The organism is Mesorhizobium sp. C120A (genome assembly GCF_030323105.1).
Classification (GTDB): Bacteria; Pseudomonadota; Alphaproteobacteria; order Rhizobiales; family Rhizobiaceae; genus Mesorhizobium.
Genome location: NZ_CP100476.1, coordinates 3925198 through 3950243, shown reverse-complemented (window position 1 = coordinate 3950243; position 25046 = coordinate 3925198). Strand labels below are relative to the sequence as shown.

General features: G+C 62.8%; 26 protein-coding genes and 1 tRNA gene. 15 read left to right on the top strand and 12 right to left on the bottom strand.

Annotation, left to right across the window (positions count from 1 at the left end):
* From NL532_RS19165 to NL532_RS19145, 5 genes are all read left to right on the top strand, one after another.
* Complete coding sequence (locus NL532_RS19165) at positions 1-915, top strand: carbohydrate ABC transporter permease (RefSeq protein ID WP_023670976.1); 915 nt, start codon at positions 1-3, stop codon at positions 913-915.
* Positions 916-982: 67 nt separating this feature from the next.
* Positions 983-1270 (top strand): DUF2160 domain-containing protein, encoded by a 288-nt coding sequence (locus tag NL532_RS19160; protein WP_023670977.1) that lies wholly within the window; start codon positions 983-985, stop codon positions 1268-1270.
* 77 nt (positions 1271-1347) lie between these two features.
* Entirely contained in the window at positions 1348-3075 is a 1728-nt protein-coding gene (locus NL532_RS19155; protein WP_023670978.1) for an ABC transporter substrate-binding protein, read from the top strand.
* A gap of 89 nt (positions 3076-3164) precedes the next feature.
* Entirely contained in the window at positions 3165-4658 is a 1494-nt protein-coding gene (gene glpK / locus NL532_RS19150) for a glycerol kinase GlpK (protein WP_023826985.1), read from the top strand.
* Between the two features lie 22 nt (positions 4659-4680).
* A complete protein-coding gene (locus NL532_RS19145; protein ID WP_023826984.1) occupies positions 4681-5157 on the top strand; it encodes a DUF6882 domain-containing protein in 477 nt (158 codons plus the stop codon).
* A gap of 90 nt (positions 5158-5247) precedes the next feature.
* On the opposite strand, the gene NL532_RS19140 is transcribed toward NL532_RS19145, so the two are convergent.
* Positions 5248-5739, bottom strand: coding sequence for a BA14K family protein (locus NL532_RS19140; protein WP_023700775.1), 492 nt, complete (start codon positions 5737-5739; stop codon positions 5248-5250).
* A gap of 321 nt (positions 5740-6060) precedes the next feature.
* On the opposite strand from NL532_RS19140, the gene NL532_RS19135 reads away from it, so the two are divergent.
* Positions 6061-6136: transfer RNA gene (locus NL532_RS19135), tRNA-Lys, on the top strand.
* Between the two features lie 47 nt (positions 6137-6183).
* Here NL532_RS19135 and NL532_RS19130 read toward each other — a convergent pair.
* The 6 genes from NL532_RS19130 to NL532_RS19105 form a co-directional block, all read right to left on the bottom strand.
* On the bottom strand, positions 6184-7245 hold the full coding sequence (locus tag NL532_RS19130) for an ABC transporter ATP-binding protein (protein WP_023730144.1): 1062 nt from the start codon (positions 7243-7245) through the stop codon (positions 6184-6186).
* 39 nt (positions 7246-7284) lie between these two features.
* Positions 7285-8106: a carbohydrate ABC transporter permease gene (locus NL532_RS19125; protein ID WP_023684659.1), complete on the bottom strand. Its 822-nt coding sequence runs from the start codon at positions 8104-8106 to the stop codon at positions 7285-7287.
* Positions 8107-9045 carry a carbohydrate ABC transporter permease gene (locus NL532_RS19120; protein WP_023670984.1) on the bottom strand — a complete coding sequence of 313 codons (939 nt, stop codon included), beginning with the start codon at positions 9043-9045 and terminating at the stop codon, positions 8107-8109.
* Positions 9045-10382, bottom strand: a complete 1338-nt coding sequence (locus NL532_RS19115) for an ABC transporter substrate-binding protein (RefSeq protein WP_023829656.1) — start codon at positions 10380-10382, stop codon at positions 9045-9047. The genes NL532_RS19120 and NL532_RS19115 overlap by 1 nt, the downstream gene beginning before the upstream one ends.
* Before the next feature lie 63 nt (positions 10383-10445).
* Positions 10446-11105, bottom strand: coding sequence for a GntR family transcriptional regulator (locus NL532_RS19110; protein ID WP_023726669.1), 660 nt, complete (start codon positions 11103-11105; stop codon positions 10446-10448).
* Between the two features lie 23 nt (positions 11106-11128).
* The gene (locus NL532_RS19105; protein ID WP_023726668.1) at positions 11129-12013 is read right to left on the bottom strand and encodes a dihydrodipicolinate synthase family protein; all 885 of its coding nucleotides are present in this window, start codon (positions 12011-12013) and stop codon (positions 11129-11131) included.
* Between the two features lie 569 nt (positions 12014-12582).
* On the opposite strand from NL532_RS19105, the gene NL532_RS19100 reads away from it, so the two are divergent.
* On the top strand, positions 12583-13725 hold the full coding sequence (locus NL532_RS19100) for a hypothetical protein (RefSeq protein ID WP_023754886.1): 1143 nt from the start codon (positions 12583-12585) through the stop codon (positions 13723-13725).
* 219 nt (positions 13726-13944) lie between these two features.
* On the opposite strand, the gene dprA is transcribed toward NL532_RS19100, so the two are convergent.
* From dprA to NL532_RS19080, 4 genes are read right to left on the bottom strand one after another with little or no spacing between them, the layout of a single operon-like run.
* The gene (dprA, locus tag NL532_RS19095; RefSeq protein ID WP_023829655.1) at positions 13945-15072 is read right to left on the bottom strand and encodes a DNA-processing protein DprA; all 1128 of its coding nucleotides are present in this window, start codon (positions 15070-15072) and stop codon (positions 13945-13947) included.
* A complete protein-coding gene (plsY, locus tag NL532_RS19090) occupies positions 15069-15674 on the bottom strand; it encodes a glycerol-3-phosphate 1-O-acyltransferase PlsY (protein WP_023829654.1) in 606 nt (201 codons plus the stop codon). Before plsY ends, dprA begins: the two co-directional genes overlap by 4 nt.
* Positions 15675-15730: 56 nt before the next feature.
* Positions 15731-17017 (bottom strand): dihydroorotase, encoded by a 1287-nt coding sequence (locus NL532_RS19085; protein WP_023829653.1) that lies wholly within the window; start codon positions 17015-17017, stop codon positions 15731-15733.
* Entirely contained in the window at positions 17014-17976 is a 963-nt protein-coding gene (locus tag NL532_RS19080; protein WP_023688599.1) for an aspartate carbamoyltransferase catalytic subunit, read from the bottom strand. Before NL532_RS19080 ends, NL532_RS19085 begins: the two co-directional genes overlap by 4 nt.
* A gap of 197 nt (positions 17977-18173) precedes the next feature.
* Between NL532_RS19080 and NL532_RS19075 the strand changes: the two genes are divergently transcribed.
* From NL532_RS19075 to NL532_RS19065, 3 genes are all read left to right on the top strand, one after another.
* Positions 18174-19802, top strand: a complete 1629-nt coding sequence (locus tag NL532_RS19075; protein ID WP_023688598.1) for a DNA alkylation response protein — start codon at positions 18174-18176, stop codon at positions 19800-19802.
* A gap of 124 nt (positions 19803-19926) precedes the next feature.
* Positions 19927-20505: a hypothetical protein gene (locus tag NL532_RS19070; RefSeq protein WP_023829652.1), complete on the top strand. Its 579-nt coding sequence runs from the start codon at positions 19927-19929 to the stop codon at positions 20503-20505.
* Positions 20505-20846 (top strand): DUF6105 family protein, encoded by a 342-nt coding sequence (locus tag NL532_RS19065; protein ID WP_081731041.1) that lies wholly within the window; start codon positions 20505-20507, stop codon positions 20844-20846. The genes NL532_RS19070 and NL532_RS19065 overlap by 1 nt, the downstream gene beginning before the upstream one ends.
* Here the strand turns inward: NL532_RS19065 and ruvX are convergent.
* Positions 20764-21270, bottom strand: coding sequence for a Holliday junction resolvase RuvX (ruvX, locus tag NL532_RS19060; protein ID WP_023826977.1), 507 nt, complete (start codon positions 21268-21270; stop codon positions 20764-20766). The two genes, NL532_RS19065 and ruvX, sit on opposite strands and share 83 nt — an antisense overlap.
* A gap of 181 nt (positions 21271-21451) precedes the next feature.
* Here ruvX and NL532_RS19055 point away from each other — a divergent pair, with 181 nt between their 5' ends.
* From NL532_RS19055 to NL532_RS19035, 5 genes are all read left to right on the top strand, one after another.
* Positions 21452-22159 carry a metal-dependent hydrolase gene (locus NL532_RS19055; protein WP_023829651.1) on the top strand — a complete coding sequence of 236 codons (708 nt, stop codon included), beginning with the start codon at positions 21452-21454 and terminating at the stop codon, positions 22157-22159.
* A gap of 44 nt (positions 22160-22203) precedes the next feature.
* Positions 22204-22620 (top strand): hypothetical protein, encoded by a 417-nt coding sequence (locus tag NL532_RS19050; protein ID WP_023815783.1) that lies wholly within the window; start codon positions 22204-22206, stop codon positions 22618-22620.
* A 110-nt stretch (positions 22621-22730) separates the two neighbouring features.
* The gene (gene gatC / locus NL532_RS19045) at positions 22731-23018 is read left to right on the top strand and encodes an Asp-tRNA(Asn)/Glu-tRNA(Gln) amidotransferase subunit GatC (RefSeq protein ID WP_023670999.1); all 288 of its coding nucleotides are present in this window, start codon (positions 22731-22733) and stop codon (positions 23016-23018) included.
* Positions 23019-23025: 7 nt separating this feature from the next.
* Positions 23026-23481 (top strand): GNAT family N-acetyltransferase, encoded by a 456-nt coding sequence (locus NL532_RS19040; protein ID WP_023706217.1) that lies wholly within the window; start codon positions 23026-23028, stop codon positions 23479-23481.
* Positions 23481-25046, top strand: coding sequence for an amidase (locus NL532_RS19035; RefSeq protein ID WP_023829650.1), 1566 nt, complete (start codon positions 23481-23483; stop codon positions 25044-25046). The genes NL532_RS19040 and NL532_RS19035 overlap by 1 nt, the downstream gene beginning before the upstream one ends.

The window sequence follows — 25046 nt, the reverse complement described above, 5'->3', positions numbered from 1 at the left end:
ATGAGCGGCGCCAACGAAAGAGCCGACAGAGTGAGCGAAACCACCGCTTCGGGAAAATTGGCGAGCACGCTTTCGCAGGATCAGGTCGCCCGGCTGATGCGCAAGCGCGGCGAGGAATCGCGCTGGTGGTGGATCGTGCCGACGATCTACATCATCGTGCTTCTGCTGCCGATCTACTGGCTCATCAACATGAGCTTCAAGACCAATGCCGAGATCGTCTCCTCGCTGACGCTCTATCCGCATCAGCCTACGATCGCCAACTACGTCACTATCTTCACCGATGCGTCCTGGTATTCGGGCTACATCAACTCGATCACCTATGTTGTCATGAACATGGTGATTTCCGTGGCTGCGGCGCTGCCGGCGGCCTACGCCTTTTCGCGCTACCGCTTCCTCGGCGACAAGCATCTGTTCTTCTGGCTGCTGACCAACCGCATGGCGCCGCCGGCAGTGTTCGCGCTGCCGTTCTTCCAGCTCTATTCGGCTTTCGGCCTGATCGACACCCACATCGCTGTGGCGCTGGCGCACTGCCTGTTCAACGTGCCGCTGGCGGTGTGGATCCTCGAAGGCTTCATGTCGGGCGTGCCCAAAGAGATCGACGAAACAGCCTATATTGACGGCTACTCCTTCCCGCGCTTCTTCGTCAGGATATTCATGCCGCTGATCGCCAGTGGCATCGGTGTCGCCTGCTTCTTCTGCTTCATGTTCTCATGGGTCGAGCTTTTGATCGCTCGCACGCTGACGACCACCGATGCCAAGCCCATCGCCGCCACCATGACCCGCACCGTTTCGGCCGCCGGCATGGATTGGGGCCTGCTCGCTGCCGCCGGCGTGCTGACGCTGATCCCCGGCGCGCTCGTCATCTGGTTTGTCCGCAACTACATCGCCAAGGGCTTCGCCCTGGGGAGGGTGTGATGAAACAAAAGCACGGGTTCACCCTCACCACTACCGCCAAGGGCTTTGCCCTGGGGAGGGTGTCACCATGAATCTCGACCTCACCTGGATGGCGTGGACGTGGCCGACGGCGGCGTTCTTCGGCACCATTCTTCTGCTGCTGTGCGGCATGGCGTTTTGGGAATTTGCCTCGCCGGGCGGCAATCCGCGCGTCGGCATCCTGCGCTTCGAGACGACGCGCGGCGACCGTCTTTTTCTGTCGCTGCTTGGCAGCGCCTTTATCCATCTCGCTTGGCTGGGTCTTGTCGGATCCAACCTGTGGTGGGCTCTCGCTCTCTCCGTGGTCTACGCCGTCGGCGTGTTCCGCTACGTATAGAGGGGGAAACTGTTGGATCGACCGCGTGCCGGCGGCCGTTCCAGATCGCACTTGAAACCTAAATGTGGAGGAAACCTATGCGACGGCAATTTTTAACATCAACAACTGCCCTTGTCCTGTTGCTCGGGGTAGGCAACGCCTACGCCGGAATGGATGAGGCCAAGGCGTTTCTGGACAAGGAAATCGGCCCGCTGTCGACGCTCGACCGCGCCGGCCAGGAAGCAGAAATGCAGTGGTTCATCGATGCCGCGAAGCCTTTCGCCGGCATGGACATCAAGGTCGTGTCCGAAACCATCGCCACCCACCAGTATGAATCGCAGGTGCTGGCGCCGGCCTTTACCGCCATCACTGGCATCAAGATCACGCATGACGTCATCCAGGAAGGCGACGTCGTCGAGAAGATCCAGACCCAGATGCAGACCGGCCAGAACCTTTATGACGGCTGGGTCAACGATTCCGACCTGATCGGCACCCACTGGCGCTACCAGCAGGTCCGCAACCTGACCGACTGGATGGCGGGCGAGGGCAAGGACGTTACAAATCCGAACCTCGACCTGAAGGATTTTATCGGCACCTCCTTCACCACCGCGCCGGACAAGAAGCTCTATCAACTGCCCGACCAGCAGTTCGCCAACCTCTACTGGTTCCGTTACGACTGGTTCAACGACGAGAAGAATAAGGCCGACTTCAAGGCGAAATACGGCTACGACCTCGGCGTTCCCGTGAACTGGTCGGCCTATGAGGACATCGCCGAGTTCTTCACCGGCCGCGAGATCGATGGCAAGAAGGTCTATGGCCACATGGACTACGGCAAGAAGGACCCGTCGCTCGGCTGGCGCTTCACCGACGCCTGGCTGTCGATGGCCGGCAACGGCGACAAGGGCCTGCCGAACGGCCTGCCGGTCGACGAATGGGGCATCAAGGTCAACGAGAAATCACAGCCGGTCGGCTCCTGCACGGCGCGCGGCGGCGACACCAACGGCCCGGCTGCCGTCTACTCGATCCAGAAATACCTCGACTGGCTGAAGGCCTACGCTCCGGCCGAAGCCCAGGGCATGACCTTCTCCGAATCCGGCCCGGTGCCGGCACAGGGTGCGGTCGCGCAGCAGATATTCTGGTACACCGCCTTCACCGCTTCGATGGTCGACGCCGGCGCCAAGGCGGTGCTGAACGACGACGGAACGCCGAAGTGGCGCATGGCCCCGTCGCCGCATGGCGTCTACTGGAAGGACGGCATGAAGCTCGGCTATCAGGACGTGGGTTCCTGGACGCTGATGAAGTCGACGCCGACCGACCGCGCCAAGGCCGCCTGGCTCTACGCGCAGTTCGTGACCTCGAAGACGGTCGACGTGAAGAAGAGCCATGTCGGCTTGACCTTCATCCGCGAAAGCACGATCCACGACAAGAGCTTCACCGAACGTGCGCCGAAGCTCGGTGGTCTGATCGAGTTCTACCGCTCGCCGGCCCGCGTTCAGTGGTCGCCGACCGGCACCAACGTGCCCGATTATCCGAAGCTGGCACAGCTCTGGTGGCAGGCGATCGGCGATGCCTCGTCCGGCGCCAAGACGGCGCAGGAAGCCATGGACTCGCTCTGCGCCGAGCAGGAAAAAGTCATGACCCGCATCGAGAAGTCGGGCGTCCAGGGCGATATCGGCCCGAAGATGGCCGAAGAGCATGACCTCGCCTACTGGAACGCCGACGCGGTCAAGAACGGCAATCTCGCGCCTCAGCTGAAGATCGAGAACGAGAAGGAAAAGCCGATCACCATCAACTACGACGAACTGGTGAAGAGCTGGCAGAAGTAATCTTGGCGTACGCGCCAGGATCATAGTGAACGGGGAGGCGGCATCTTGCCGTCTCCCCTGTTTGTATAGGCGAGCTACCGGGAGGACTAATGACCGGATACATCCTTGCAATCGACCAGGGTACGACATCGACCAGGGCGATCCTGTTCGACGGCGCGATGAAGGTCGCCGGCAGCAAGCAGCAGGAATTCACGCAGCATTATCCTGCCTCCGGCTGGGTCGAGCATGATCCGGAAGAGATCTGGGCAAGCGTCGTCGCGACGGCCAAAGGCGCGCTGAAGGCCGCCGGCCGCGAGGCCTCGGATGTGGCGGCGATCGGCATCACCAACCAGCGCGAAACCGTCGTCATCTGGGACAAGGCGACCGGCAAGCCGATCCACAATGCCATCGTCTGGCAGGACCGCCGCACCGCGCCGCTGTGCCAGAAGCTGAAAAAACACGGCCTGGAGAAAAAGTTCACCAAAAAGACCGGCCTGCTGCTCGATCCCTATTTCTCCGGCACTAAGATCGCCTGGATGCTGGACAAGGTGAACGGTGCGAGAAAGCGAGCCGAAAAGGGCGAACTGCTCGCCGGCACCATCGACAGTTTTTTGATCTGGCGGCTGACCGGCGGCAAGGTGCATGCGACAGATGCCACCAACGCCTCGCGCACGCTGGTCTACAACATCGAGAAAAATGTCTGGGACGACGAGCTGCTCTCCATCCTGCGCATCCCGGTGGCGATGCTGCCTGAGGTCAAGGATTGCGCCGACGACTACGGCGTGACGGAAAAAAGCCTGTTTGGCGCCGAAATCAAAATCCTTGGCGTGGCCGGCGATCAGCACGCAGCGACCATCGGCCAGGCCTGTTTCGAGCCAGGCATGATGAAATCGACCTATGGCACCGGCTGCTTTGCGCTGCTCAACACCGGCGCCGATCTGGTGCGCTCGAAGAACCGGCTGTTGACCACCATCGCCTATCGGCTGAACGGCAAGACTACCTATGCCTTGGAAGGCTCGATCTTCATCGCGGGTGCCGCCGTGCAATGGCTGCGCGACGGCATCAAGGTGATCGGCAAGGCCGAGCATAGCGGCGTTTTGGCGGCAACCGCCGACCCCACACAGAACGTCTATCTGGTGCCGGCTTTCGTCGGTCTCGGCGCGCCGCATTGGGACGCCGAGGCGCGTGGCGCGATCTTCGGGCTGACCCGCAACTCTGGCCCGGCGGAGTTCGCCCGCGCGGCGCTGGAATCCGTCGCCTACCAGACGCGCGATCTCCTCGACGCAATGCGCAAGGACTGGAAGGGGGCGTCGGCCAAAACCGTGCTTCGCGTCGACGGCGGCATGGTGGCCTCCGACTGGACCATGCAGCGGCTGGCCGATATCCTCGATGCGCCGGTCGATCGCCCGACCATTCTGGAGACGACGGCGCTGGGTGCGGCGTGGCTTGCCGGCTCGAAAGCAGGCGTGTGGCCGAAGGCGAAGGATTTTGCCAAGAGCTGGGCGCTCGAGCGCCGCTTCAAGCCGGACATGGATGCCACGGTGCGTTCGGCAAAACTGGCCGGCTGGCGCGATGCGGTGCGCCGGACGCTGAGCGTACGGTAGTAAATCGTGGCGGGGGAAGGGGATGAATCCACACTGGTATGTCGCCTGGCGCGACGAGGCTGTCGAACAATTGGATGCAAAGAATGCACGCTTGCAGCAGGCGTTCCGACTCGGCAGTTGGCCTCGCTATGACTATGATCTGACAGAAGGAAAGCTTCTGTTCTCGGACAACGGCATCACCAAGGTCGTCGCCGAAATCCAAATCGCCGGATCGACGAGTGCCAAGGCCAGCAACTGGCTCTGGGCTTGGGCAAATTCAAACCTGCCTGGCGAACTGCTTGCCGACGCAAAGCTGGTTCGGTCATTCGGACAGGAGCATTCCATTGATGAGCTGGCTCAATCCTATGCGATAGATTTGAACAACGACCTGGAAGTGCTCGGCTGGAAGATGACCGCAGTTGCGGTTCGAATCTGCAACGGCCTCGGTGCATACCGTTCTCCGCGTGGTGAAGGCGGAGCCCTGTATCTGATCTTCAAGAGCGTCAATTGGGCCAGCTAATCCGCCGCGCCCGTACCCAAGCAACCTACGGAAAGGCCCGCGCCGTTGCCGGCGCGGGCTTTTCTACACAACACTTGGTACCAACTCAGCTCAATAGGGCGAATTGCACTGCCGACGCGGGCCGTAATTGGGCTGGAATGTGTTGTCCGAAGCGCGGTACGACCGATAGTGGTCGTAGCACCACTGCACATGCGCATCGCCGCGGTTGTTCTCGCTGTTGACGATCGCGCCGGTGATCAAGGCGCCGGTGGCGAAGGCAGCCAGCGGGAACCAGTAGTCGCCGTGACGGCGATAGCCGCGGTGATATTCGCGATAGCCGCGATGGCCATTCCAATAGCTGCCGCCATCATTGTTGCGCGAGAACTGGCGGCCCACGCGGAAATCGCGATTGCCGGAATTGCGGTTGCCATGGCGCATCCACCGCCAGTTGTCATGACGAGAATCGCCCACATTCACGATGTCGGACGAAGTTTCTGATGACTGGGGCACGAACATCTGGGCGGCATTGGCCGGCATAGCGGCGGCCGCGGCAAACGAAATTGACAGGGTGGTCGCCAGTAGACCCGTTGCGATCTTGTTCATGATCTTCTCCTTGAAGGGTGGTTGACGTCCCTTGTGAGACGAAAACGGCCCGCTCGTGCGATGGTTCCCACCAAAACAGTAAGTTGCTGATTTGTAATGTTTCTCGAATTCGGCGCGAGAGAAAAGGCGCGTCTCGCGCGCCAACAGATCGAAGCGGCGACCACGTGCGGGAGCGGCTCACCGGGCTGGTGACGACGCAATTTGCGGCGCGTCTGGCGATGGCTGAAACCCCGGTCGAAGGGCCATCTTTTTCCGGTTGACCGGTCGCGGCACTCTCCCTATGTTCCGCGCAATTTCGAGGGCGGCCTTTAGAGCCCGCGGGAGCGCGTAGCTCAGCCGGTAGAGCAACTGACTTTTAATCAGTAGGTCTCGGGTTCGAACCCCGACGCGCTCACCAGAAATATTTCGTGCGGAAGTTGCCCTGTCAGCAGCCCCCATCGCCCCCTACAATCGCCGCCCGGTCTTGACGTCGAACAGATGAGCGCAGGCGCGGTCGATCTCGATGCGCATCTGCTCGCCCTGTTTCAGTGCCAGCCGCTCGCGGAAAAGGCAGGAGATTTCTTCTCCGGCGCAGTCGACCCTGGCAAAGATTTCCGAACCCGTTGCTTCCAGAAGCACGATCGTGCCGGGGATTCCTTTGGCGGTCGTCGCTCGGATGTGTTCGGGGCGGATGCCGTAGATGAGGTCGCCGCCGGGTATGTTTGCCAGGTCGATGCCTTCCGGCAGCGGCAAGATCAGTCCACCGGCGCTGCGGAAAACACCTTCCTCGACATGGCCGCGAATGAAATTCATCGCCGGCGAGCCGATGAAGCCGGCAACGAAGAGGTTGGCCGGGCGATCGTAGAGATCGAGCGGCGCGCCGATCTGCTCGACAAGGCCGTCATGCAGCACGACGATCTTGTCGGCCATGGTCATGGCCTCGATCTGGTCGTGCGTGACGTAGATGGTTGTGGTTCCCAGCCGCTGGTGCAGCGCCTTGATCTCGCCGCGCATCTGCACGCGCAATTTGGCGTCGAGATTGGACAGCGGCTCGTCGAACAGGAACACCTGCGGGTCGCGCACGATGGCGCGGCCCATGGCGACGCGCTGGCGCTGGCCGCCGGAAAGCTGACGCGGATAGCGGTCGAGCAGCTTGTCCAGGCCGAGAATGCTGGCGGCCCTGCCGACGCGGCCGGCGGTGTCGGCCGGATCGGCTTTCTTGATCTTCAGGGCAAAGCCCATATTGTCGGCCACCGTCATATGCGGATAGAGCGCGTAGTTCTGGAACACCATGGCGATGTTTCGGTCGCGCGCCCTGAGATTGTTGACGACGCGATCGCCAATGGCGATCCTGCCACCCGAGATCGTTTCCAGTCCGGCAATCATGCGCAGCAGCGTCGACTTTCCGCAGCCCGACGGCCCGACCAGGATGACGAATTCGCCATCGGCGATGTCGACGCTGACATCGTGGATGATCTTGGCGGCTCCGAAAGCCTTCTGAACGTTGTTGATTGTTACCGATGCCATTGGATTTCTCCCGGAAATGAGTGATGTCGGGGCCGTGCCTCAGCCGCCCTTGACGGCGCCTGCGGTCAGCCCGGCGACGATCTGCCTTTGCGCGAACAGGGTCAGCACCAGCACCGGCAGCGTCACCACAAGTGCCGCGGCGGCGAGCGGACCCCAGCTCACCTGCTCGTAGGAAAGCATGTTGTAGACGGCGACCGGCAGCGTGCGAGTCTCGCGGCTGGCGAGCACAATGCCGAAGACGAAATTGTTCCATGAGAAGATGATCGACAGGATGAAGGCGACGACAATGCCCGGCTTGGCGATGGGCAAGGCGACCAGCCGGAACACCTGCCAGGAACTGGCGCCATCGATGTTGGCCGCTTCTTCCAGCTCCATCGGCGTGGTCTCGAAATAGCCGATCATCACCCAGACCACGATCGGCACCGTCACCACCAGATGGATGATGATCTGCGGCCACAGCGTGCCGAGAATGCCGACCCACTGGAACAGCAGGAACAGCGGAATGAGATAGGAAAGCCCCGGCGTCATGCGGGCGATCATGATGACCACCGCCGAGCGTTCGGCCTTGAGCCGCGCGATGCCATAGCCGGCCGGCACGCCGATCAGCAGCGCCAGCAACGTTGCCGTGCCCGTCACCAGAACCGAATTCCAGAAATAGAGCAGGAAATTGTTCTCCTCGAATACCTTCACATAGTTCGACCAGGCGAGATGTTCCGGGATCAGAATCGGCGGGTATGCACCGTTGTCGATCTCGAACTTCAGCGACAGCGAGACCATCCAGAGGAAGAACAGGATCGCCGGCGAGACGAAGACCAGAGCCGCGAAAAACAGCCCGATCCGGTTGAGCAGCCGTGAACTCATCTATTTGCCCTCCACCCCGATCCATTGGGAGCGCTGGCGCAGCATCAGCAGGATGAAGGACAGCGCGACGATGACGATGAAGAACACCACGGCCATGGCCGAGCCATAGCCGATGTCGTAGTAGGAGAAGGCGGTGTTGTAGAGATAGATGTTGATGGTTTCCGAGGCCGTGCCCGGTCCGCCCTGGGTCATGGCATAGATGATGTCAAAACTCTTCAGCGCATCGATGGTGCGGATGATCATCGCGATCATCAGGAACGGCGCGATCATCGGCAAGGTGAGATAGCGGAATTGCTGCCAGGCGTTGGCGCCATCGATCTCGGCGCTCTCGAAGGGCTCGCGCGGCACGGAGGCCAAGCCGCCCAGCACGATCAGCATCACCAGCGGCGTCCATTGCCAGGTCTCGACCGCAACCAGGGACGGGATGACCGTCCTGGCATTAAAGATCCATTCCTGCGCCGGGATGCCGACCAGCGACAACAGATAGTTGAGCACGCCAAGCTGGGGATGGAACATCATCGTCCAGACCAGCGCCACGGCGACTGGCGTTGCCATCATCGGCATGACGAAGACGCCGCGCAACAGGCCGCGCAGCGGAAATTTGGCGTCGAAGATCAGCGCCGCGACAGTGCCAAGGAACATCGGCGCCGCGACCGAAAGCGCCGTGTAGGTCAGCGTATGGAAAAGCGATTCCCAGAAGCGTTGGTCGACTGCCAGCCGCAGATAGTTTTCCATCCCGGCAAAGCTTCGCGCCTGGCCGAGGGTCCAGCGGTTGACGCTCATCCACAGTGTGAAGGCCCAGGGAAAGACGATCACGGCGCCGACGACGACGAGCGCCGGGACGACGAAAGGCCAGTAGTTGGGAGCCAGACGGATGGTCTGGCCCCCTTCGATGGCTTGCGTCGTCACCCCGGTGCGTTCTGGGGTGATGGCGGACATCAGCCTTGCTCGCTCCGGTCGAGCACCGGCTGGAACTGCTCGGTGGCCTTCTTTAGTTCCTCCGCCGGATCGGCGCCGGCGATCAGATTGGTCAGCGCCACGCCATAGATGTCGCGGAACTCGGTGACCGGAATGATGACCGGCAGCGACAGCCGGCTGACATTGCCCGAGCCGACCACGGCATCGAGCCAACTCGCCGGCATGGTGACGCCTTCGCGCACCTTGGGATCTTCCAGCACCGACTTGCGGAACGGCACGCCGGCACCCGCCTGCAGCAGGCGCGCGCCCATGGCGGGCGAAATCGCCCACTGGCAGAAGAGGTAGGCGGCCTCCTTCTTCTCGCTGGCGGCCGTCACGCCGAGGCCGTCGCCAAAGGTGCCGGCGGCATGCGCCTTGGGCCCCTTGGGCATGACGCCGTAGCCGACCTTGCCGACCACTCGTGACTTTTCCGGGTTTTCCATCGGCGGGGCAAAGCCGACGCCATCGAACCACATGCCGATCTTGCCTTGCAGGAAGGCGGACTGGGCTTCGGCCCAGTTGAATCCGGTGACGCCTGGAGGCGCCGACTTGGTCATCAGCCGCTGGTAGAGGCTGGCGGCCTCGACCGCCTCGGGCGAGGTCGTGCGCAGCTTGCCCTTGTCGTCGAGCGGCGTCATGTCGTAGCCGAGCATCAGCGACGTCCACACCGGCGTGTTGGCGTTTTTCAGGCCGCGGGCGACAAAGCCGTAGGTGTTGGTCGACGGATCGGTCAGCGTTTCGGCGGCGGCCACCAGCTGCTCGAACGTCTCGGGGTATTTGAGGCCCTTGGCCTCGAACAATTCCTTGTTCCAGTAGACGATCCAGTAATCCACCGAGAACGGCAGCGAGCGCAGCACGCCCTGGCCGTCCTTGGCAAACAGCATGCCGGCATCGGCGAAATCGGTTTCCACCAGCGCAGGATCGGTCAGGGTCGGGTCAGCGAGATAGCCTGATATGTCGGCCAGCCAGTCGCCCTTTTCGAACTGGCGCTTCTGCACGTGGTAGCTCAGATGCACGACGTCGAAGCTCGGTTTGCCGGAGCTCAGTTCGATCACCGTCTTCTGGCGCTGCTGCTGTTCCGGCGTCGCTTCGGCATTGACCTTGATCCCGGTCAGTTCCTCGAACTCGGCGATGTATTTTATCAGCGTGTCGCTGCGCGGGCTTTTCACCAGATTGACGTCAAGCGTCGTTCCCGCAAAGCGCTTCCAGTCGACGCCGGCGGCAAAGCTTGGGCGAACACCGGCAATGGCGGCGGCGGCAAGTGCGGCGGTTCCCTGAAGCAGTTGCCTCCTGGTTGGGTTGAACAGATTGGACGACATTTCTTCCTCCCGGTTGTTGTCGTTATCGATTGCATCGCGGACCGCGGTGCGGCTCAGGTTTCCTCAGATCTGCAGCGCCAGCCGGCGCGCCTTGTCGATATGCAGACTGATCGCCTCGACCGCCTTCCCTGGATCGCGGCTCTCCATGGCTTCGATCACCGCCAGGTGCTCGCGCATGACCGGCACGACGCGCCCGTCGATACGGAACCGCTCCTGGTGGATCAGGCGGATCTTCACCGAATTGACCAGATAGGCCTTGGCGATGATCTCGTTGCCCAGCGCATCGATGAACGTGTCGTGCATGGCCCAGTCGATGGTCTGCGCCTTGGCCTCCATCTCCGGCGTCGGGGTCTGCTCCAGCGCCCGGGCAAGCATGTCCTCATGCTCGCGCCGCAAGCGGGCAAGCTCGGCGTCGGAGGCGCTGACCGTAAACAGCGCCACCGCTTCACGCTCCATGAACAGGCGGAACTGAAAGGCCTCGCGGATCAGGCTGATGTCTATATGGGCGATCTGCATGCCGCGCTGCGGAATGGTCGTCAGCAGTCCTTCCGCCTCGAGACGCGGCACGATCTCGCGAATGGCGCCGAGCGGCAGTCCGGTGAAGGCAACCAGCTCACGTTGCGACACGAACTGGCCTGGCTTGAAGTCGCGCGCCAGCAAATGCCGCGTGAAGCTGGCATAGGCCTTCTCCCTGAGGGTGGTCGGTTCGTTGCCGTCTTCCATTTCGGCGCGCTTCCCTTTGCCGGTCAGGCCGGTTCCCTGGCAAACAAGCTGTCATAGGCTGAGGCAAGCTGCTGCTGCCCTTGCAACGCGATCGGCTCCAGCGGCGGACGGACCGCAAGCCAGCGCTCGTCGCCGGTCTTACGCGCCACCATCACCTTTACCGCCGGGGTGACCGGATATTTGAGCAATTCGAGCACAAAACTCTCGACGCGAGGATCGTCGCGCCCGTCCTCGGCCATGGCGCGGATTTCGCCCGGGACGAAATTGGCCATGCCCGAGATTGCGCCTTGAGCACCCAGTCGCACCGCACGCGCCAGATGCCTTTCATCGCCGATCAGGATCACCAGATCGCCATGGGCGGCAAGCAGCGCCTCGCTGTAGCTCCAATTTCCACCGGAATCCTTGACCCCGGCGACCACGTCGGGAAAAGCAGTGCGCAACCGGCCGATCAGGCCAAGCGAAAGCTGCACCATGGTAACCGAAGGGATGTTGTAGAGCAGCACGTCACGGGCGAGGGGGCCGAGCGCGGCAAAGACGGCGGAGAACCAGCCGAAAAGGCCGTCCTCGCCGACATTCTTGAAGTAGCTCGGCGGGGCCAGCAGAATGTTTCGGGCGCCTCGCTGCAAGGCATGCTGTGCCTGTTCGGCGGCGTCTTCGGCGGCGTCGACCAGCACGCCGGCAACGAGTTGATGCGGCAAGATTCCAGCAGCCAGCATGGCTTCGGTCACCGACCGCCGCTCCGTCGTGCCCACCGACGCGCCTTCCCCTGTGGTGCCGAAAAGCGTCACGCTGCCGCAACCCTGCGCCAGGCAACTTTTGGCCTGAGCGATCATGGGATCGGTGGCGATCTGCCCGCGGGCATCGAAAGGCGTGGCGAGAGCGGCCGAAAGGCCAAAGCGTGATGTCACCGGAAGGTCTCCGAAGTAGGTGTGTATGCCGTGCTAGCACACTAACATGTTAGTAGCAAATCGTGCCGGTTTTTTTTACGATCAGAGGAGGGGTATGACGGAATGGGATGTGCGGACCGTTTTCGGCACCGATGCGAAGGTGGTCAACTCTATCCAGCGCGCGGCCCTGCGCTTGACGAGGTAGCGGCGGGCTGATCTCATCAAAAGCATCTGGCGCGATGCAATTAGGGGCAACGACGTGATCGGGATCTTAGCGCTGATGCTTTTATGGCTAGGCCCTTCGGCGTATGTCATTTACCGCAAAGGCCTAACGAGGGCGGCTCTTTTTATACCGATTTCCCTCTTTGTTGGCTTGGCTGCCTTTTTCGGTTCTGCGCTTGTTGCACAGGAGCTAGGAGCGGTGGGAATTGCAGTTCCCGTGTTCATGTTGTTGGGAGGGATCGTGACAAACGCAGCCCATCTGAGGTTGGAGATGGGGCTTGGCTAAGTTGGTTGCCAATCGACGGCGCAACCTTGTCGCCACATCAGTCGCTGGCTAAACTCAGCCCTTCCCAGGGGAGGGTTCTGACATGACACTTCAGCTTTCGGCCGATGTTGTCGCTCCTAAGGCGGCGGCGCCTCAAAAATACCTCTTCGGCCCGGTCGCCGATTTCCTCATGCTGGGCGGCAGCGCGTTTCTCATCCTGCCGGTGCTGTTTCTCGTTCCCCTCGAATATGAGGGTCCGGTGGCCGCAACTATGGTGATCGTTGCCTATCTCGTGAACTATCCCCACTTCGCCCACTCCTACCAGCTTTTCTACCGCAATTTCGGGCGCAAGGTGACGGGCGACGGCTACGACAGGAGTCTGCAGCTTCGCTACATCTTCGCGGGCATTGTCGTGCCCCTCGTCATGGCCGGGTTCTTTGCTTATGGCGCGGCGGCGGCGAACACGCGCCTGCTCGGCTATGCCACCAACGCGATGTTCTTTTTTGTCGGTTGGCACTACGTCAAGCAGGGCTACGGCATGCTGATGGTGGATGCGGTGCTGAAGCGCAAATTCTTCGACGACCGCGACAAGAAGGTGCTGCTGGTGAACTCCTATGCGGTGTGGATCCTGGCATGGCTGCAGACGAATACGGCGGTCACCCAGGGCAAATATTATGGCCTGGACTATTACACATTCGCGGCCCCTTCCTGGATTACCGACATCGGCATGCTGGCGGCCGTTGCGTCGACGGCGGCCACGCTTTTGATGTTGGCCAATCGCTGGCGAAAGAACGGCGGCGGCCTGCCCTATAACGGTTTGGTGGCCTATGTCGCGTCGCTCTATCTCTGGATCCTGATTGCGCGCGTAAACCCGCTCTGGCTGCTGATCGTGCCCGCGCTCCACTCGCTGCAGTATCTCGCCGTGGTCTGGCGCTACCAGACGAACGTCGAGCGAGACAGTTCCGATGCCGAAGGCGATCCGCAGCCGAAAATCCTGTCCTTTCTCGGCCCCCTCTACAGGTTTCGGCTCTTCGGCTTTATCGTCGGCGGCACCGCCCTTGGCTATCTCGGCTTCTGGCTGATCCCATCCGCGCTGACGGCCTTGATCCCGTATGACAGGCAAGTGCTGGGGTCATCGCTGTTCTTCTTCATCGTGCTCATCTTCATCAATGTGCACCATTATTTTCTGGACAATGTGATGTGGCGCCGTGGCAATCCGGAGGTATCGAAGTATCTGTTCCGCTGACTGATGCGCAGACCGTCGAGCCCGGTTTTCGTCAGCTGTCGAGAGTATGCCATTGCGAGCGTGATCGTCAGTGCAACGGAGAGCCCTGGAATGGCGGAGTGCTTTTCCGAGAGCCGCCTGGAAAATACCCTGCGGTGGCATCTGTACCGGCGTTGGCGCCGCCGGCGTGACCCTCGACGCGTGAGTTGCGGCCGACGTGCGGCGGGATCGGCTGGAACGTCATGAAACCAGTGAGACATTGCCGCCGGCATGGCGCTCGATGCGGCCGGCAAGGTCGAGTTCCAGCAGCACCATGGAGACTTGCGCGGCGTTGAGGCCGGTGTGGCGGATGATCTCGTCCACGCCCACCGGCGTTGGGCCTAGCACTTCGAGCACGCCGCTGCGTTCGTCCTCACCGGGCGGGGGAGTTGCCGAAAAATCGGGTGCCTTTTCTGGCGGCGCAATGCTTCGCGTTCGCGTGCCCGCCAAGGGTGCGATCGCACCGGAAACATCGGCCGCCTCGGTGACCAGGGTGGCGCCGTCCTTGAGCAGGCCGTTGGAGCCGGCGCAGCGCGGATCGAGCGGCGAACCCGGCACGGCAAAGACCAGCCGGCCCATCTCGCCGGCCAGGCGCGCGCTGATCAGCGAGCCGGAGCGTTGCGCCGCTTCGATCACCACCAGTCCGAGGGCGGCGCCCGCGACAAGCCGGTTGCGGCGCGGAAAATCCTGCGCCCGCGGCTGCCAGCCGAACGGCATTTCCGAAATAACGGCGCCGCCACGCTCGGCAATGTCGTCGCACAAGCCGATATTTTCGGGCGGGTAGGGGACATCGAGCCCACCGGCCAGCACACCCACTGTACCAGTCGAGAGACTGCCCTGGTGTGCTGCCGTGTCGATGCCGCGCGCCAGGCCGGAAACGATGACGTAGCCGTCGCGGCCAAGATTCGCTGCCAGCATGCGCGCCATCTTGATGCCGGCGAGCGACGCGTTGCGGGCGCCGACGATGGCCACCGCCGGCAGGCGAAAGACGGCTGCCTCGCCCTTCACGGCAATCAGCGGCGGCGGATTGTCCATGTTCTTCAGCATCGGCGGGTAGTCGGCCTCGCCGATGCCGACGAAGCGGGCGCCGTTTTCACTGGCTGCGTCGAGTTCTGCTTCGGCTTCCTCGACGGAAGGAATGCGCATGATCCTTTTGGCTCCGCCCGAAATCATCAGCTCGGGCAGCATCTCCAACGCCGCCTCGGCCGAACCAAAGCGGTTGATCAATTCGCGAAACGAGGCCGGGCCGACATTTTGTGTGCGGATCAGCCGCAGCCAGCTCAGCCGCTGCCGGTCGCTGAGGCGCGGCCCGGCGGCGGGCTTGCTCAACCCTTGGCTCCGATCTTGCCTTCGGTGCCGGCAAGAAGGCGCGAAATGTTGGCGCGATGTTTGAAGATGACGATCAGGCTCATCACCAGGAACAGCCCGGCGGTCTCAGGTGTGCTCCAGAAATAAAGCGCGATCGGCACGATGACCGCCGCCGTCAGCGCTGCCAGCGAGGAATAGCGAAACAGAAAAGCCATCGCCAGCCAGACGACGATAAAGATCAGCGCCACATGCCAGCCGAGCGCGATCAGCACGCCGAGATAGGTCGCCACGCCCTTGCCGCCCTTGAAACCGAGCCAGACCGGAAACAGATGGCCAAGGAAGGCGCCAAGGCCTGCCCAGAGTCCAAGGCCGGCCCACAGTCCGTAGTCGTGTCCAAAATGGCGCGCGATCACCACCGCCGCCGTACCCTTCAACGCGTCGAGCACCAGCGTCGCGGCGGCGAGGCCCTTGTTGCCGGTGCGCAGAACGTTGGTGGCGCCGATATTGCCGGAGCCGATTTTGCGCACATCGCCGAGGCCGGCCGCGCGGGTGATCAAGAGGCCGAAGGGAATCGAGCCGAGGAGATAGCCGAACAGCAATGCCAGGATAACGTTATAACTCATTGTTTGCCCCCGCATTTCCCCAGCAGAATATCGGTCTGCGACGTGGCGCGATCGCTCTAGCTCGAAAACACTGTGCGGCCCGCCACCAGCGTTTGCAAGACCATGCCTTGCAGCCGCGCACCTTCGAAGCAGGTGTTTTTCGAGCGCGAGCGGATACCGCTTTCACTTACGATCCAGGGTTCTCCGAGGTCGATCAGCGCAAGATCGGCCGGCGCTCCCGGCTTCAGCGTGCCGCCCGGCAGGCCGAACAGCCTTGCTGGTGCGGTGGACAGTGTTTCGACCAGCCGAAGCAGCGGCACGTCGCCATTGTGGTAAAGCCGAAGCGCTGCTCCAAGCAGCGTCTCCAGCCCGATCGCGCCTGCAGCTGCATCGGCGAAGGGAAGGCGCTTGGTGTCGACATCCTGCGGGTCGTGCGAGGAGACGATGATGTCGATCGTGCCGTCCTTGACCGCCTCGATCATGGCCAGCCGGTCTTCCTCGGCGCGCAAAGGCGGCGTCAGCCGGAAGAAGGTGCGGTATTCCCCGACATCGTTCTCGTTCAGCGACAGATTGTGGATCGCCACGCCCGCCGTGACATTGGCCTGGTCGGCTTTCGCCCGCGTCATCGCTTGCGCTGCCATCGCCGTCGAGATCTTGGCCGCGTGGTAGGCGCCGCGCGTCAGCCGTGCCAGCGCCAGGTCGCGCTCCAGCGGGATGGACTCGGCCTCGCGCGGAATGCCGGCAAGGCCGAGCCAGCTGGCATACAGGCCTTCATTCATCACGCCTGCCGAAGCGAGGTCGCCATCCTGTGTCTCATGTGCGATGACGCCACCGAAATCGCGGGCATAGGTGAGAGCCCGGCGCATCACCAGTGCGCTGGATATTGTGTGCCGCCCATCGGTGAAGGCGACCGCACCGGCCTCGCGCAACAGGCCGAATTCGGTCATCTCGCGACCGGCGAGGCCTTTGGTGATCGCCGCCGCCGGAAAGATGTTGACGCTTGCCGTGTCCCGGGCGGTGCGCAGCACGAATTCGACCAGCGCGACATTGTCGATCACCGGGTCCGTGTCGGGCATCATAACGACGGAGGTAACGCCGCCGGCCGCCGCCGCAACGCTGGCCGAAGCGATGGTCTCGCGATGTTCGCCGCCCGGTTCGCCGATGAAGACGCGCGCGTCGATCAGGCCGGGAATGATTGCCTTGCCGGCGCAGTCGACCACGGTGGCTCCCGCCGGCAGGCCCTGGTTCAGGGCAGCCTTGCCGGCGGCAACGATCTTTTTCCCCTCGACGATCACGGTGCCGACCTCGTCGAAGCCGCGTGACGGGTCGACGATGCGGGCGCGCTCAAAGACCGTCGTGCTCATGCGCTCCGGCCCTCGTTGCGGCGCGGGTCGAGCAGCGCTTCCATCACCGCCATGCGCACGGCGACACCCATCTCGACCTGTTCCTGGATGACGCTTTGCGGACCGTCGGCGATTTCGGACGCAATCTCGACGCCGCGGTTCATCGGACCGGGATGCATCACCAGCGCGCCGTCCTTGGCGGCCTTCAGCTTTTCGGCATCGAGGCCGAAATAGCGGAAATATTCGCGTACCGAAGGCACGAAGGCGCCTTCCATCCGCTCGCGCTGCAGGCGCAGCATCATCACCACGTCCGCGCCCTTGAGGCCCTCTGCCATCGAGCGCGAGACGATGACGCCCATTTTCTCGATGCCGGACGGCAGCAGGGTCGACGGCGCCACCACACGCACCTGCGCACCAAGCGCGTTCAACAGCATGATGTTGGAACGCGCCACGCGAGAATGCAGGATGTCGCCGCAGATCGCTACGATCAGTTTCGACAGCGGCCCCTTGGCGCGGCGGATGGTCAGCGCGTCGAGCAGCGCCTGCGTTGGGTGTTCATGCGCGCCGTCGCCGGCATTGACCACCGAGCAGCCGACCTTCTGCGCCAAAAGGGCGGCGGCGCCCGCAGACTGGTGGCGGATGATCAGGATGTCGGGGCGCATGGCGTTCAGCGTCATCGCCGTGTCGATCAGCGTCTCGCCCTTCTTCACCGAAGAGCTCGCCACCGACATGTTCATGACGTCGGCGCCGAGCCGTTTCCCGGCCAGTTCGAACGACGACTGCGTGCGCGTCGAGGCTTCGTAGAAGAGGTTGATCTGGGTGCGGCCGCGCAGCGTCGAGGTCTTCTTTTCGGACTGCCGCGAAATGGCGACGGCGCGATCGGCCCGGTCGAGCAGAAGCTCGATGTCACCGGGGGAAAGATCGCGGATGCCCAGAAGATGGCGGTGAGGATAAAGCGGCAGGGACGAAGCGTCGGTCATCTCAAGGCGCTGCTATAGGGGGGAGAATTCCTTGCCGCAAGCGTCAGCTTGGCATTGCGGCCTTTCTCCCCGGTATTTTCGTCGCGCGCGCCGCCTGCCTTGGGCTATATCTAGCCGATTGCTTCGGATTCGAAGCCTCGTGATGATAAGTGCCTTTCTAGCGTTAGAAGGCCCTTCTACTTTCAGAAGGATTGGGCGTGACCGACGACGTGACCAACCAGCCGCCGCCGCTGACGGGCGGCAACGCCTGGCGGGGCGATCCGTTGCTGATCCAGCTTGCCGAGCGTTTTTCCGATCCGGTGCGCAAGGACCTCGACGGGCTTGGCCGGTTCGTCCTGACGCAGGAGGCGCAGGAGCTGGCGCGCCTCGCTAATGTCGAGACGCCGAAGCTCCGCACGCATGACCGTCAGGGCCGGCGCATCGACCTCGTCGAATTCCATCCGGCCTATCATGCGCTGATGCGCCGCTCGGTTGCCGGCGGCCTGCATTCCTCGATCTGGGAAAACGGCGATAGCGAGATCGGCCGTCGCCATCAGGTGCGCGCCGCGCGTTTCTACCTGACCGCCGAACTCGAGACCGGGCATCTCTGCCCCATCACCATGACCAGCGCTTCGCTGGCCGCCCTGATGGCCAGCCCAAAGCTGTTTCGCGAATGGGCGCCGCGCGTGACGACGCGCAAATACGACCAGAGTCAGAAGCCGCCGGTCGACAAGACCGGGCTGACGCTCGGCATGGGCATGACCGAAAAGCAGGGCGGCACCGACGTGCGCGCCAACACCACACGGGCCGAACGCGCCGGCAGCGGCTTTTATCGCCTCACCGGCCACAAATGGTTCATGTCGGCGCCGATGTCGGACGCTTTTCTCGTGCTTGGACAGGCGCCTGAAGGGCTTTCCTGCTTTCTCGTCCCGCGCATCCTCGGCGACGGTTCCGGCAACGGCTTCCGCTTTCAGCGGCTGAAGGACAAGCTCGGCAACCGCTCCAACGCCTCATCGGAGGTAGAGTTCGTCAACGCCATCGGCGAGATGGTCGGCGAGCCCGGCGCCGGCATAAAGACGATCATGGACATGGTCACGCTGACCCGGCTCGACTGCGCCGTCGCCTCGTCGGCAATCATGCGGGCGGGGCTGGCTGAGGCCGTGCATCACGCCCGTCATCGCCAGGTGGCCGGCTCGACGCTGATCGAACAGCCGCTGATGCAGCGCGTGCTGGCGGACATGGCGCTCGATGTCGCCGCCGCCACGGCACTCTCGTTCCGACTGGCGCGCTCCTTCGACGAGGCTGCCGGCGACCGCGGCGAGGCTGCTTTTGCCCGCGCCATGACCCCGGTGGTCAAATACTGGGTCTGCAAGATCGCGCCGCCACTGCTCTATGAGGCGATGGAGTGCCTCGGCGGCAATGGCTATGTCGAGGAAGCGCCGCTCGCCCGCTACTACCGCGAAGCCCCGGTCAATGCGATCTGGGAGGGCTCAGGCAATGTCATGGCGCTCGACGTGCTGCGCGTGCTCGGCCGCGCGCCCGGCCTGTTCGAGGAGGTGCTGGCCGGCATCGACCGCGATCTCGGCGCCGGCGGACGCGGAACCATTGGCGTGCTCAAGGCGGCCATGCAGGTCGCCGGCACCGATGAGGGGTCGGCCCGCCTGCTGACCGAACAGCTGGCGCTGTCGGCGGCAGCTGCGGAATTGCGCCGGCTGGGGGCAGGGCGGATTGCGGACGCCTTCGTCGAGACGCGGCTCGCCGGCCAGTGGCGCAACACCTATGGCATGCTCGATTCGCGCCACGATGCGCGCATGATCGTCGACACGCTCTATCCGCCGGTGAATTGAGGGCCTTCCGCCAGGCCTCGAACGAATTTGCCTGCCTGTGGACAGGCGTTAACCTTAACGAATGGTTTCCGTTGCAGCCGCAGGCCGCAGACCCCACTGTCTTTGTCACCAAAGCAGGAATGCCATGCGGCACATTTTGACGTCCTTTCTGGCCTTGCACTGGGCGCTGGTTTTCGCCCTGCTGGCGTTCATCTGTGTCGATGGAAACCGCGGCGTTGCGGGCGCTCTGGGCGTGCTCGGCGTCGTCGTGGAAAACACTCGTCTGGCCGATCTCGACAATGCTGCTGTCGTGGCGCCGCTGGCCATCGCCTTGCTGGTCGTGGCGGTGCTGTTTTGCTGGGTCTTCGTCGAGAGCCTGGTTAACGCCGCAGCGAGCCCGGACGGAGCCGACAGTGTGGCGCGCACCGCCTTCATTTCGGCTTCCGCCGTGTTGTCGCTGATCCTGATCGGTGGCGCCGCACAAGGCATCAATGGGTTGTTCATGGTGGTCGCCGTGCAGCTGGCGGCCCTTCTGGCCTCTTATGTCGCCATGCTGGCCGAGCGTCGGTCGACCCTTGCCGGCATGGTTTCCCGGGAGGCAGAAAGCCGCGCCACCGCGCATGCCATGGCCAAGGGCGCTGCGCACGGTTCCCTGCTGTCGCGCATCTCCGGCCGGGCGGATATCGGCCATAGAGACGGCTCCAGCCACTGGGAAGGCCACTGATGCGCACCTTGTTCGCACTGTGGGCCGCCCCAATCACCTTGTTCTGGGGCTGGTTCTTCCTGTCGCTCAACGACATTAATTTCGGCTATGTTATGCTCAGCCGGCGACTGCACGACTTCGTGTTCCAGCTTTACGGCCAGATGCTGGGCATTGATCCGGCAATCATTCCGGGCATGGTAGCCAAGGCCTGCGTCTTCGACGGCTTCCTGCTGCTGGCGTTGTGGGCGTTTCGCCGGCGCCGCAACATCGCCGCCTGGATCAGGCGTCAGACGGGAAATTCGGTTCCGTCCGATCGGATGAGCCAAGCGACTGGAGTCGATCTAAAGCTCCCTGCAGAATAAAGGCGGCCGCCGCCGAATCGATCTTGCCGGCGCGCTTGGCGCGCGAGAAATCCATCTCGATCAACGTCCGCTCGGCCGCGACTGTCGATAGCCGCTCGTCCCACAGCACGAAGGGCAGGTCGGTTATGCCTGCCATGTTGCGCACGAAGGCGCGCGACTTCTGGGCGCGGGGACCTTCCGAGCCGTCCATGTTGATAGGAAGGCCGAGTACAAACGCGCCGACATTATCCTTCTGCAGCTGGGCGAGCAGCGCTGCCGCATCCAGCGAAAACTTTTTACGTAGGATGACAGGGCGCGGATGGGCAAAGGACAGGCCGCGGTCGGAAACGGCGACACCGATCGTCTTGTCGCCGAGGTCGAGTCCGGCCAGCGTCCTGCCGCCCTCCAGCCGTGCCGGCAGATCCTCGATTGCTATGATGCCCAACGGCTTTCCCAACCAGTTTTACCGTGACCCAGTCTTAACCGTGACCAAGACTTACCGTGACCCAGACTTGCCGTCACAAAGAGCGCGACACGTTCTTTTGAAGCGCGAGCACACTATGTCACTTTAATTTTGCTGCCGGCGTTCTATCTTCCGGCGCAACCAAAATCGAGGAACACGATCGATGAAATTGACTTGGTACGGACATTCCGCCTTCCGCGTCGAGACATCAGGCGCGACCATCCTGATCGACCCCTATCTCGTCGGCAACCCATCATGGACGAGCGGCTGGGAGGGGCCGGCGGAAGGCGTCACCCATGTGCTTCTGACCCACGGCCACAGTGACCATGTCAGCGGCGCGGTGGAGGTGCTGAAGAAGAGCGGCGCCCAGCTGGTCGCCAATTACGAGATCTGCATGTACCTGGTCGGCAAGGGCGTCGACGGCAAGAAGATCAATCCCGGCAATCATGGCGGCACCGTCGATTGCGGTGCCTTCACCACCACATTCGTGCAGGCACTGCATTCCTCGTCGTTTGGGCTCGATGGCGGCCAGAACGTCTACCTCGGCAATCCCAACGGGCTGGTCCTGCATTTCCCGGAGGACAAGACGCTCTACCATATGGGCGACACCGACATCTTCTCCGATATGGCGCTGATCGAGGAATTGCATGAGCCGAAGATCGGCCTCGTGCCGGTCGGCGACCGCTTCACCATGGGCGGCGCGGTGGCGGCCCTGGCCTGCCGGCGCTTCTTCCACTTCGACACCGTCGTGCCATGCCACTTCGGCACCTTCCCGATCATCGACGCGACGGCGGAGAAGTTCGTGGCCGGCCTCGAAGGATCAGGTGTCGACCTAGCCTTGCCAGCCATCGGCCAAACGATCACACTATAGAGCGATCGTTGAAACGATCCCTTGTCGCAAAGGGGAATTAAACCATGGGTTTGAGAGAGACTCTTTGCGTTTCGATGCTGGTCGCTGCGTCGCCCGCATCCGCCGCCGAGGACTTCATCAAGGGCGTTTACCTCCAGACCCAGGAGCTTTGCGCGCAAGCCAAAAAGGACACGCTGCAGACGCTGATTGACACCGGCAATGTCATCTTGTCGGCGGACGGCCTGGAAAGCGTCGAGTATAATTGCGAGTTCGTCCAGGTCACCAAGGCGACGCGCTCGCCGAGCTGGGCGGTCACTGCCATCTGCCAGGAGCCGGGCTTTCTCTTTCCCGATATACTGTCGATCACGCAGATGAACGCGACCCAAATCGACATCGTCTCGGTGCGCCCGACCGCCGACGAAGGCGAGCAGGCCGGCAATGGCGGCAGCTATTATCTGTGCGAGGGTGTATCGCTGCCCTAGGCTGAAATGCCGCCCTGGCATGAACGGGCTCTATCCCCAAGCACGATCGATGTTGCGCGGCACGCGCCACGCCGCTATAGCGCCATCTGGTTTTCCCAAAGGCTAAAGACATGTCCGTTGATCTGCAAACTGTGAAGCGCGTCGCGCGTCTCGCCCGCATTGCGGTGAGCGAGGAGGATGCCGAGCGCATGACCGGCGAGCTGAACGCCATTCTGGGCTTTGTCGAGCAGCTGAACGAGGTCGATGTCTCCGGCGTCGAACCGATGACATCGGTGACGCCGATGGAGATGAAGAAGCGCCAAGACATCGTCACCGACGGCAACAAGGCTGCCGATATCGTCGCCAACGCGCCGGCCACTGACGAGAATTTCTTCCTCGTGCCGAAGGTCGTGGAGTAGCTGGCCGATGGCAATCGAGATCGCCATCGAAACGCCGCTGCAGGACGATGTCCGCGCTTTGGTCGAGGAGCTCAACGCGACGCTGCTCGAACTGACGCCGCCGGAGCATTGCTACCATCTGACGGTCGAGCAGATGGCCGGCGACGACACCACCGTGTTCATCGCCCGCGACGACGGGCAAGCCATCGGCTGCGGCGCGCTGAAGCGCCATGATGCCCGCGTCGGTGAGGTCAAGCGTATGTACACGCGGCCTTCGCATCGGGGCAGGAAGATCGGCGCCAAGATCGTCGAACATGTCGAAACGCTGGCGCGCAGCGAAGGGCTGAAGCGTCTGGTGCTGGAAACCGGCGACCGCCATCCCGCCGCCTGGACCGTCTATGAACGCGCCGGCTTCTCGCGCTGCGGGCCGGTGCTGGATTATCCCGATTCCGAGTGGTCGGTGTTTTACGAAAAGAGCCTTTGATGAGCGAACTGACCCATCTGACAATTTCGCAGGCGCGCGCCAAGCTGCGCGCCAAGGAGATTTCTGCCGTCGAAATCACCGAGGCCTATCTCGGTGCCATCGAGCGCGCCAATCCGGTGCTCAATGCCTACATCGTCGTCACCGGCGACAAGGCGCGCGATATGGCCAAAGCTTCCGACGCCAGGCTCGCCAAGGGCGAGGGCGGTGCGCTGGAGGGCATCCCGCTCGGCATCAAGGATCTGTTCGGGACCGAAGGTGTCCACACCCAGGCCTGCAGCCATGTGCTCGACGGCTTCAAGCCGCGCTACGAATCGACAGTCACCGCCAATTTGTGGGCAGACGGCGCCGTCATGCTGGGCAAGCTCAACATGGACGAGTTCGCCATGGGCTCGTCCAACGAGACCTCCTATTACGGCCCTGTCGTCAATCCGTGGCGGCGTTCGCGCCTCGACACGGTGGTGATGCCGACCACGCATCAGGGCGATGGCGGTTTCGTTTCGGCCGGCGGCACCAAGACCGCGCGCACGCTGGACAATGCCCAACTGGTGCCGGGGGGCTCGTCGGGGGGCTCGGCTTCCGCCGTCTCGGCTTTCCTGTGCGCCGGCGCCACCGCCACCGACACCGGCGGCTCGATCCGCCAGCCAGCCGCCTTCACCGGCACCGTCGGCATCAAGCCGACCTATGGCCGCTGCTCGCGCTGGGGCATCGTCGCCTTCGCTTCGTCGCTCGATCAGGCCGGCCCGATCGCCCGGGACGTGCGCGATGCCGCGATCATGCTGAAGTCCATGGCCTCGGTCGACGCCAAGGACACCACTTCCGTCGACCGGCCGGTGCCGGATTACGAGGCGGCGATCGGCAAACCGATCAGGGGCATGAAGGTCGGCATTCCCCGGGAATACCGCGTCGACGGCATGCCGGAAGAGATCGAGGCGCTGTGGCAGAAGGGCATTGCCTGGCTCAGGGATGCCGGCGCCGAGATCGTCGACATTTCGCTGCCGCACACCAAATATGCTTTGCCGGCTTATTATATCGTAGCGCCTGCCGAAGCATCGTCCAATTTGGCGCGCTATGACGGCGTCCGCTATGGCCTGCGCGTGCCGGGCCAGGACATTGTCGACATGTACGAAAAGACCCGAGCCGCCGGGTTCGGTCGAGAGGTCAAGCGTCGCATCATGATCGGCACCTATGTGCTGTCGGCAGGCTATTACGATGCCTACTATCTGCAGGCGCAGAAGGTGCGCAATTTGATCAAGCGCGACTTCGAGACGGTTTTTGCCGACGGCGTCGACGTCATCCTGACGCCGGCGACGCCGTCGGCCGCCTTCGGCATCGCCGACGAGGACATGGCAGCCGATCCGGTGAAAATGTACCTCAACGACATTTTTACGGTGACCGTCAACATGGCCGGACTGCCAGGCGTTGCCGTGCCTGCCGGCCTCGATGCCAAGGGCCTGCCGCTCGGCCTGCAGCTGATTGGCCGTCCCTTCGACGAGGAAACCCTGTTCCAGACAGCCGCCGTCATCGAGCAGGCAGCGGGCACCTTCCAGCCGGAGAAGTGGTGGTAG